The following is a 10,645-nucleotide window of genomic DNA, read 5'->3' on the forward strand; positions in this document are numbered from 1 at the left end:
TTCTTTCTTCCCTGTTCCCTGTTCCCTGTTCCCTGTTCCCTGTTCCCTGTTCCCTGTTCCCTGTTCCCTGTTCCCTGTTCCCTGTTCCCTGTTCCCTAAAACCCAAGGATTTGTATCTCACCTAATTTAAAACCGCTATACTTAAAGCCTTAACTTACCGAGGGGCTTGACACTCGACTCATCAAACCACTCTATTTTAGTACTATACTTTTCCTCAAGTCCTTGTTGCAAATTTTCAGATGGATAAAATAGAAACACATCACTAAACCCTTGAGGAATATCGGGAATATTAGGGGGAATGACTAACTGAAATTTTACCTGAGGATTTAATAAATAACTAAGAGAAATCACATCCCCAGGATTCACTGAAGAAACATTGCTAATTACCAGAGGTCGATCAGTTTGATTAATAATCCTAGCGATAGTAGGATTGTTACCCCCAACTTGCTTGTTCCACCAGATTTCTGTTTGGGAAATAATAGCACAAGAGATAACTCCCCCTGTAAGCAGCACAGCTATTATTCCTTTCCAGACCTTCTGTGTTCTTAAATTAGCCTTTATTAAGTTAGCCCTGGATAGAGACCCAGTTATATACATACTAATTACATAAGCAACAGCCAGCTGCACTCCGATATAGCAAGGTAGAAAATACCGACTACTCACTGAACGTCGTCCTCCCCAAATTAAGTCTGGTAAGATTAACCCTAATGCAGTAATAACGATTAACGTTAAAACCAGTAACCAAACTCGCTGGGTAGTATAACGACAGATAAAATAAATTGCATATCCCACAAAACTTCCTAAAATTGGTGGAATTATATAGGTAAATGGATGCTCCAGTGGTATTCCAAAATCAAAAAAGATAAAACTAAGGTTTATCCCCCAGATTTTTACCAACAATGATAAAGGGACTTGAATAGTTGTCCAATGGGTTTTATGCTGAATGACAGCTAAGTTAGTAACCACCACAACTAACCAAGGGGAAAAGGCTAGAAACCCGGCACCAGATGCTATGAAATAAGCAAAAATAGTTTTATTAAAGCGAAACCGTTCTATAATAAAGACATAAATTCCATGCCCAATGGCAACAAATATAGAAAAGAGAAATGTGTAAAGACTAAGGGACAAGGTGACAGCATAGATTACCCATGACCAGAGGTAGTGTGTTACTTTTTTACTATCCTTAGTTTTGCGGATAGCTTGTAACAGAGACGCACAAGATAGGATAATAGTCAGTGTCCATAGACTATATTCTCTTGCTTCTTGAGCGTAGAGTACATGAAAGGGAGATACCGCCAAAAGTGCCACAGCTACCCATGCCACTAAAGGGGATTCAAATAATTCTAAGCATAGCCAATAGATAGCTGGGAAAACCAGCAGGCTAAACAGAACAGATAAACCCCTAGGGTTATTGACAGCAGCACCAAATAGCTGCCGCCAAAACCGCGCCATTAAATAATAGAGGGGTGGATGTTCTGGGTTTTTAGCTAAGGCATGAATAGTATCGCCTAAATCTTTTTCAGGATTAGGATGCTGATACTTTTGTAAGTCTTCAACACCAATCACCCTACCATCAAAAACTTCCTTAATTACTTCATATCCAGTGTAGCCAGAACTCCGAATTGAGGTATAAACCTCATCGTGCCAGTATATTTTATGGTTTAGATTGAAGCAGCGGAAGAAGATTCCTAGCAGTAAAAGGACGATAATTAAAAATCGCCATCTTAGGGAAAAATACTGCTTAGATGGTTTCGTCATATATTAAATTGGTGGTTGGGATTCCATTCACCAGTATTTTAGATAGAAATATTGTAGATATAAAGGTTAATGGTTTTTGTACTTAATTCCTAACGTCTACTCCCTACTCCCTACTCCCTACTACCTACTCCCTACAACCCAGTGCTTTGTACTTCACCGAATTGATAAATGCTATAATTTGTGACTACCTGTTTTTTTGGGCAAAATCTGGATCTTTTGGATTGGAAGTAGTAGCTAAAAATAGCTGTGGTAGTAGTAATCCAGAATTAGCCTTGTAGTCAGCAAACTCTGGATAGCGGGAGAGAGACTTATCTTTTTTGAGGATATTGGGAATAAATATACCTGCCATAAAACCTGCCAAAATCAAAAAGGGTAGCCAGTGCTGAGCTAGCATGGCAAAAGCAGAGTAGATCAGGATTTCTCCCAAGTAGTTTGTGTTTCGACAGCGAGCAAAGAATCCTTCTGTGATTAATCCAGGACGATACTTGAGAGTATAGTATTTCTGGGCATCACTGGCATAGTGTAGAAAGACTCCCATGATATTCATGGAAATGGCAGCAGCGACCAGGGGTAAGGGAGGCTCAGAACCACTCCTGATCAGAATAAAGGGAGCAACCCAGTAGAGCATTAGTATTCCGAAGCCAAGAATTCCCATGCCAATCGGTATTTCTTCCTCCCACTGCTTGTCTGGATAGATACGGTCTTTGAGTAGCCACATCACCCCATAGGTACCATGGAGGGCTAGGTAAACCCATGGCCCAAGGGTGAAATTCTGGTAGACAACCATTAATCCCAGCACTACTGGAGCGGTAAGTCCTTTGGAAAGATTGATGAAGTGCTTGATTTTCATAGGTAAGGTGTCTTCTCGATTAAAGGCTTGCTAAGTGACTACCGTAATTCTACGGAAATTTCTGATCGTGTTTCCACAATTAACCAGTCTATCAGTGGATTGAATTTAGTGTTCAGGAGTAAGTGACTAAGTACCTGGACATAAATTATATTAACTATATTAACTTTTTGAAAATTACTCAATTCATTGCTGTTCAAGGTTTTCCGGTCACTATTTTATAATTTACCTAGTCAAAATTAATTGCATACGACTACTTATATTAAAGGTAATATCACTACCGCAATTCTACGTAAACTTGTTATTTTTTAATTAAAAATTACCGAATAGGAATTTTAAAAATAATGATTTATTGTATTAATATATACTTGCTATCATTATTTTTAAAATAATTCGCGTATTTATCAGTAATTTGTCTTAAAAATCCTCTGATTAATGCAATCATGATTTATGATTAACTAGAGCTTTTACATTTGATTTGTGAACAAAGTACCCTATTGAAATACTAATTTCATCTAGTTTGGCGTTCACGAATCATTTAGGTGCGACCCGTGGCGAATTAAATTCGCCAAGGTCAAGCGCACCTTTAGAAACCCTATAGCAGTTTTCCATCGGGTGAGTTACTTTCCTCCTTAGAGGTTGTCTGAGAAGTCTCATTTGCTACATTCAAGCCCCCTAAATCCCCCAATTTTGGGGGACTTTTACCAACAAATTGATTCTTGTTCCCCCCAGAATTGGGGGCTAGGGGGGCAAAATTCAATATCAAAAAACTTTTCAGATATCCTCTTAGTTTTAGGGAGCAGGGATTAGGGAGGAGGGAGCAGCGATCCAGGGCAGTCTTCGGGAGCCAGTGCGGTCTTGGGGGTTTATACCATGAGCAACTGGCGTGGTTTCCACGGGGCTTACAAGCAAGGTTCGTTCACCTAGTGTCTCCGAGAATCGCGGTGTTCCGCACACAGAACCCAAACCATGAGCGACTGCATCAAGACAAGTAAAGGAATTTCAAAATGTTATGTTTATTATTGATCAAAAAGAAGCCAGTCAAACCATTGAGTGGCTGGATAAATCTACAATTATTTTCCAAAATAAACTATTCACTATATGTTTTTATATTTCCCAAAGTTTTTTCAAAAAATCCTTTCATTTCTGTGGCGAACTCTCTGAGAAATATCCGAATTTTTATTTGCTAGTAGAACCTCCGAATTATCTGACAATTTGGATTGAGCAAAAACCGGTAACTTTAGCGGACGAAGTTTCTAGTTCACCAATAAATAGTGCTCAACCATTATCCACTGATTATTTATCACTAAAAGCAGCTAGATCTGAAGCGGAAACTCCTAGACATCTTGATGGTAAACAATCCAGAAATCATAACCAGTTGGCTACGCCAGGTTTACCTGATTCACTCCCGGAAGATATTTCAACTTCCGAAGCTTCGATAGTAACTCAAAACCCCGGATACTGTTACAATCCGACAGAATCTGATTCCCCAGCAACTCCAAAATTAGCTACTGGTAATCTCAATCAGGAGCAAGAGATTCCGGAATCTGAATTCCATGTGCATCCTAGGTGTCAGCAAATTACGGAGCAATCTCTTCAACGGCTGTCTAAAAAGAAATATCGAGGAATTTCTTACCAGGAGCAAGATGTCTTGAGCCAGCTACCGGAATCGGAGTTATCTCCCAATTCTGAGGCTTCCAATTCTGAGGCATTGGATCAAAAACGGTCTAAAAAAACCTATCGAGGGGTTCCTTTCCGTGAGGGACTTACGCCCTGGGTTGCCCGGGAGTAGGTAAGTCAGAAGAGGGAAGTCAGAAGAGGGAAGTCGGAAGCGGGAAAAAATATTGTGTACCTCATAACTGCGATCAACGCTATATTTGAATAGAGTAGATCATGATCAGATACCCAATTACCAAGACAGAAATGTAGCGATTTCTGGAAGCGGAGACAAGGAAGCTTGGGTTAATTCTCAAAGTAGCTACATTTTATGGTTGACAAATCAATTGAGTTGTGATATAATAGTTATTGATATTATTTACTCCATCCTAAATACTTTGTCTTTACCCACATAGGCGTGAAACCGTTAATTGACTGGGCAAGACTCCAGCTCGATGCCCAAAATCCCAGGATTAATCAAATAAATTTTCAATATATTGGGTCAAGGATGTAGCCAAATCTGCGACGCAATTGACTACATTCTTCCGTTGACACTTTGAGAGCAAAATTGCCACAATCTCACCAGCTATTTCCAAAAATAGATCAAGTAGGGGGTAAACTACCCAAATGTTAATAATTGATCAAGAAAAGATTAATCAAGAGATTCAGTGGCTGGATGAATCTACAATTATTTTCCAAAATAAAATATTCAAGAGAGGTTTTGATCTTTCCCCAAATGCTTATAAAAAATCCTTAAAGTGTTGTAGTTGCGAAATCTGTGAGGAATTTCGGCCTCTGTATTTAGTTTTAGAACATCCCCATTATCTGACAATTTGGATTGAGGAAAAAGAAGCAAGTTTAGCCAACAAAGTTTTTAGTTCACCAATAAATAGTGATCAACCTAAATTCACTGATGTTTTATCACTAAAAACAGCTAGATCTGAAGCGGAAACTCCTAGACATCTTGATAGTGAAGAATCCAGAAATCATAACCAGTTTCCTACGCCAGTTTTACCTGATTCACTCCCGGAAGATGATGTTTCAGCTTCCGAAGCTTCGATAGTAACTCAAAACCCCGGATACTGGCACAATTCGACAGAATCTGATTCCCCCGAAAATCCAAAAGTACCTACTGGTAATCTCGATCAGGAGAAAGTGGTTTCTGAGACAGCAGTCAGTGACCAGAACAATACACCAAAAGCTGAGGGCGACCTGAATCCTAGTTGTCAGCAAATTACTAAGCAATCTGTTAAACGGGTGTCTAAAAAGAAATATCGAGGGATTTGCTATGAAGTGGAAGCTATTTTTCTCCAGTTACCGACCGATGCTCAAGGGTTTGTTATACAACGGTCTAAAAAGAAATATCGAGGGATTTCCTACTAAGTTCATAGGTAAGCATATGCGCTACGCGAATAGCTCTCAGCGGTCAGCTCTCAGCGGTCAGCTTAATATAAACCTCAAAAGCGAGAATTTAATATTGATAGATTAATGAGAATTGAAAGTCACCAGAAAAGTCTATCAGCTTTGTGGCACAGGCTTCGACCCTGGGACGCACATAAGCTGATACGCGACACGCTGATAGCTGAATGCTTACCTAGAAACTATTCCATTCCTTCAATGGGTGCAAAGCCTTGTCGTTGGATATTTTCAGTAATAGTACGGGGTTCGAGGAATTGCACTAGATAATCGGGACCTCCTGCTCTTGAGCCTACTCCAGACATCTTGAACCCACCAAACGGTTGCCGTGAGACAATGGCACCGGTAATATTGCGGTTGATATATAGATTACCGACCTCAAGCTCGGCTGAGGCTTGTTCTATATGGGATGGAGTGCGAGAATATAAGCCTCCGGTGAGGGCATAGTTGGTACTGTTGGCAATATCAAGGGCTTCTTGGAAATTCTTTGCGGCCATTACTGCTACTACTGGACCAAAGATTTCTTCTTGGGCAATGGTGGCGTTGGGAGAGATATCGTTAAAGATCACTGGACCAATAAAGTATCCGGTGTCAGGTGCTGGCATTTCTAATGCTACCTTAGCTTCCTGACGTCCTTTTTCAACGTACTCCCGAATGCGATCGCGTGAAGTAGCATCTATCACTGGACCGACCTGGGTACTGGGTGCTTCTGCTGGCCCAATGTTAAGCGATCGCGTTGCTTCAACTAACCGTTTTAGGAAGCTCTGATACACTGGCTCCAACACAATTACTCGGGAGCAAGCGGAACACTTTTGACCACTGTAGCCAAATGCTGATTTGACGACTCCAGCTACGGCTTGGTCGAGGTCAGCACTTTCATCTACGATAATTCCATTTTTACCTCCCATCTCAGCAATGACTCGCTTGAGATGTTTTTGACCTGGTTGCACGATGGCGGCATCGGCGTAGATACGACAACCGACTTCTTGGGAACCGGTAAAGGCAATTAGATGGATATCGGGATGCTTGACCATATGGGCACCGACGGTTGAGCCTTTGCCTGGAACAAATTGAAATACTCCTTTGGGTATCCCGGCTTCTACTAAAATTTCAGCTATTTTTGCGGCAATCACTGAGGAATTTGCTGCGGGTTTGAGTAGCGTACAATTTCCTGCCACTAGGGCTGCTACAGTCATGCCTGTAGTAATAGCCATGGGGAAGTTCCAGGGAGAAATTACTAGAGCAATACCTCGGGGTTGATAGACATAGCGATTGGTTTCTCCAGCAATGTCGTAGTTATATCCATCGCTGAGCCGTTCCATCTCTGATGCGTAATAATAACAGAAGTCAATCGCTTCGGTGACTTCTCCATCGGCTTCTCGTAATGGTTTCCCAACTTCCAGACAGACCCATGCTGATAATTCAGCACGGCGTTGTTCCATCAAGTCTCCTGCTTTACGTAAAATACCAGCACGTTCCCTTGCAGGTGTACGTCGCCAACTGGGAAATACTGCTTTAGCTTTTGCGATCGCTAATTCTGCTTGTTCTACAGAAATTAATCCAATTTTCCCGATCACGACCCTAGGGTTAGAGGGATTAACAGAATCTACTGTGTCTGTTGTAGACTGATACTCCCCATTGATTAAGGGTAAATAGGTCTTACCCAGTTGTTGGCGAACGGTAAGTAAGGCTTGTTTGGCTTTTTCTCTGGCTTCTAGCTGAGCATAGTCTGTATTTGCAGCATTGGTGAATGGGTTAGGAGGTTGAAGGTTATCGGGTTGAAGGTTAGGAGGTTGAAGGTTAGAAGGTTGAAGGTTGGAAGGTTGAAGGTTAGTTGGTTGAAGGTTAGTTGGTTGAAGGTTAGTTGGTTGTTCGCCTTTGGCGTTCGAGAAGGGTAGGTTAGCAGGTTGTGAACTTTCAACCTTCAACTTGCCAACCTGCAACGGTTCGTTATTCAACTTGCCAACCTTCAACCCTTCAGAACTTTCAACCTTCAACCTGCCAACCTGCAACGCTTTTGGTGGTGCAATCAATTCCTCTACGGGTCTATCTTCTAAGCTTTGTCGTAGGAAGGAACTATTTGCGGTATTTTCCAATAGCCGCCGAATCAGGTAAGCCATTCCTGGTAGTAGTTCTCCATAGGGTGCATAAACCCTGACCCGATGACCCTGATTGACTAAGGCTTTGGCGAGTTGGTCTCCCATACCGTAGAGGACTTGCATCTCAAAGCAGCGGCGGGGGATATTGAGATTTTCAGCAATTGCGATCGCATAAGCTTGGGAGCGCACGTTATGGGAACCGATAGCGCTATAGACATACTCGTGGTTTTCTAGCAGCAGCTTGGTGATACGCTCAAAATTGGCATCCGTAGCGGCTTTCTGGTTATATACTGGTTGGGGCCAATGGTTTTGCAGTGCTGTTATCGTCTCTTGGTCCCAATAGGCTCCTTTGACCAAGCGTATGGTTACTGGATTACCCCGCTGTTTTGCCCAGGCAATCAGGTCTTGACAATCTTGTTGTGAGTCTCGCAGATAGGCTTGCATGGTAACACCGATATCGGTGCGTGGGCGAAACTCTTCTTCCATCAGCAAGTCTTTGAGTATGGAGAAAGTAATGTCTTTGTATTCATACTGCTCCATATCAAAATGAACCGCCGCTCCTAATTCTTTGGCACGGCGGAGCAATTCACGGATGCGATCGCACACCCGATTTTGGCTACCCTGAGGATCAAGAGAATCAAATTGAGAGTAGAATGCTGTTAGTTTAACCGATACTTGCACTAATGGCAAGGATTTACCATCAGCAACGTCAATTTCCTCTACCGTAGACCACTGTTTGGCTGCCTCAGTGAGTTGTTCGATCAGTTCCAGATAGCGGTCTAGATAAGACTGAGCTTCTGATTCTGTAATTACTGCTTCCCCCAATAAATCTAGGGTAAATGCCATCTTCTGGTTTCGCAGGCGTTTAATGGTTTTCAGGGCCTGGTTGAGATTTTCCCCAGCAATATACTTTTGGGCTAGGGTGGCTACAGCAGCAGATATGGTTTTGGCTGCCAGTTGTCCTGGTATGGAGTCAGGATTGGTGAAATTGAGCATTCCCTTAAGGGCAGCAGGCAGTTCTACTGACTCATCCCCTAGGTATTCTTGAAAGTGACGAGCCACTTCCGTTTGGCTAAGCAGTGCCGGTAGGGTATCGATGAAGCGAAATAGCTGCACCCGTAGTCCTGGATTACTCATTGCCCAGGCTAGTAACTTATCATCCCACCGCATTTGGTCTCGCATTTGGGCAAGAAAGGAACCTTTCTCCCGAGTTGCGGCTAGAAGTTCTCTGGCAATTTCCTGAGTTTTAGCTTCGTAAGTGCTTTTGGGGATTTCTATAACCACCGGTAGTAGACTCCTGTTCTAGACTATGGCAGTTTTTGATAAAACAACCATTATATTCTATTTTCTCTAGTTAAAGCAATATCTGACCTGAGTCTTTAGAGGGATTTGCTCATAAGCATTCAGCAGTCAGCCGTCAGCTTTCAGCTTTCAGGTATCAGCTATCAGCTATCAGCATTCAGCCATCAGCATTCAGCTTTCAGCTTTCAGCTGTCAGCCTATGGGCTACGCACACGCTACTTGAGGTGCTTTCAACCATTGGCCTGTGGCCAATGGCTGTTCGCGTAGCGTGCGCGTAGCGCTAATCGCTGTTCGCTGATGGCTAATAGCTGATGGCTGATAGCTGATAGCTGATAGCTGATAGCTGATAGCTGATAGCTGATAGAAAAGCCGGGATTGATAATCGTGATATTTTTGTCATCATAGAAGTAACTCCTATTTAGGTGGGAGGAAAGCCGCGCTGGTGGTGGTTAACAGTTATGACCAGCGCGGTTATTAGTTTCAGTCGTCACCTTCTATAGTATAGATAAATCCTCTAAAAAATGCAAGGGGTAATTCAAATTATTTACATTTATTTATGAATAAAAAATTTGACAGTTTATATATTAAAATCTGTGTAGTATATAGCTAGTTTTTTTTGGTTATAGCAATCGTAAATTAATTGTAATATTTTTTGTTACGTGTTACCTATTTTCTGTTCCCTTTTCCCTACTACCTCCTCCCTACTTACTGCTCCCTTTTTAGATCAATCCTATGTTTACATTTAAACTAAAAATGCTATAGGATAGTATCAATCATCATTTACAGACTAGTTATGTTAACCCTCGATGAAATCGAAACAGCTATTCGACAATTACCGAACAGCGAGATTCGAGAGCTGGCAGCCCGCTTACAAAATTATTTAGATGATGCGCGATAATAGGTGGGACCAGCAGCTAGAATCTGACCTAAAATCAGGAAAGCTAGACACCCTTATTGCCAGAGCCGAAGCAGATATTGCTAGCAATCAAGTTAAGGAGCTTAATGAAATCCTTTACGACAGGTGCGACCCGTGGCGAATTTAATTCGCCAAGGTCAAGCGCACCTAAGCTGATTTTTGGATAAATGCTATAAACTAGATTAACCATAAATCTAATCAAAAAAGTAATCATCATGAATTGGAGAGAATACATTCATTCAAATCCCAACATTTTATTAGGTAAGCCAGTGGTTAAAGGCACTCGTTTATCCGTTGAGTTTATTTTAGGCTTGTTTGCTGCTGGTTGGACAGAGTTACAGATATTGGAGAGCTATCCAACACTAACTACAGAATCAATCCGAGCAATCTTTGCCTTTACTATTGAATGTATGCAATAGCTCCCTAAAAAATCTACCTAACCCCATTAAGATGTAGGGTGGGCAGTGCCAAAGATAGATAAGAGCAGCTGGGGATAGCATTAGTAGGCACTGCCCACCGCCCGAATTAATCACAATAGAATATTGATGTAGGGTGGGCAGTGCCAAAGCAGAGACCACTCAATCGGTGCAATGCTATGGGGGTTTGAGCTGTGGAATGGTTTCCGTGATGCTAAGGGGGGGAATAATTCCG

7 protein-coding genes are annotated in these 10,645 nt (G+C 41.9%); 4 read left to right on the plus strand and 3 right to left on the minus strand.

Translation table 11 applies throughout. The annotated features are described in order from the left end of the window. Nucleotides 1-141: 141 nt before the first annotated feature. Complete coding sequence (locus tag F6K20_RS10320; RefSeq protein WP_008180533.1) at nt 142-1,758, minus strand: glycosyltransferase family 39 protein; 1,617 nt, start codon at nt 1,756-1,758, stop codon at nt 142-144. 184 nt (nt 1,759-1,942) lie between these two features. Next, nucleotides 1,943-2,608 (minus strand): methyltransferase family protein, encoded by a 666-nt coding sequence (locus F6K20_RS10325; protein WP_008180535.1) that lies wholly within the window; start codon nt 2,606-2,608, stop codon nt 1,943-1,945. A 1,009-nt stretch (nt 2,609-3,617) separates the two neighbouring features. Here F6K20_RS10325 and F6K20_RS10330 point away from each other — a divergent pair. Together F6K20_RS10330 and F6K20_RS10335 are read left to right on the plus strand one after the other, a co-directional pair. Beyond that, a complete protein-coding gene (locus F6K20_RS10330) occupies nt 3,618-4,397 on the plus strand; it encodes a hypothetical protein (protein WP_287264750.1) in 780 nt (259 codons plus the stop codon). A gap of 491 nt (nt 4,398-4,888) precedes the next feature. Beyond that, on the plus strand, nt 4,889-5,644 hold the full coding sequence (locus F6K20_RS10335) for a hypothetical protein (RefSeq protein WP_008180543.1): 756 nt from the start codon (nt 4,889-4,891) through the stop codon (nt 5,642-5,644). 218 nt (nt 5,645-5,862) lie between these two features. On the opposite strand, the gene pruA is transcribed toward F6K20_RS10335, so the two are convergent. Beyond that, nucleotides 5,863-9,060, minus strand: coding sequence for an L-glutamate gamma-semialdehyde dehydrogenase (pruA, locus tag F6K20_RS10340; protein ID WP_287294600.1), 3,198 nt, complete (start codon nt 9,058-9,060; stop codon nt 5,863-5,865). 105 nt (nt 9,061-9,165) lie between these two features. Here pruA and F6K20_RS10345 point away from each other — a divergent pair, with 105 nt between their 5' ends. Together F6K20_RS10345 and F6K20_RS10350 are read left to right on the plus strand one after the other, a co-directional pair. Then, nucleotides 9,166-9,345, plus strand: coding sequence for a hypothetical protein (locus tag F6K20_RS10345; RefSeq protein ID WP_071986813.1), 180 nt, complete (start codon nt 9,166-9,168; stop codon nt 9,343-9,345). 864 nt (nt 9,346-10,209) lie between these two features. Beyond that, entirely contained in the window at nt 10,210-10,413 is a 204-nt protein-coding gene (locus F6K20_RS10350) for a DUF433 domain-containing protein (protein ID WP_008180552.1), read from the plus strand. Nucleotides 10,414-10,645 lie beyond the last annotated feature (232 nt).

The sequence above is a fragment of the Moorena sp. SIO2C4 genome (assembly GCF_010672485.1).
GTDB lineage: Bacteria > Cyanobacteriota > Cyanobacteriia > Cyanobacteriales > Coleofasciculaceae > Moorena > Moorena producens.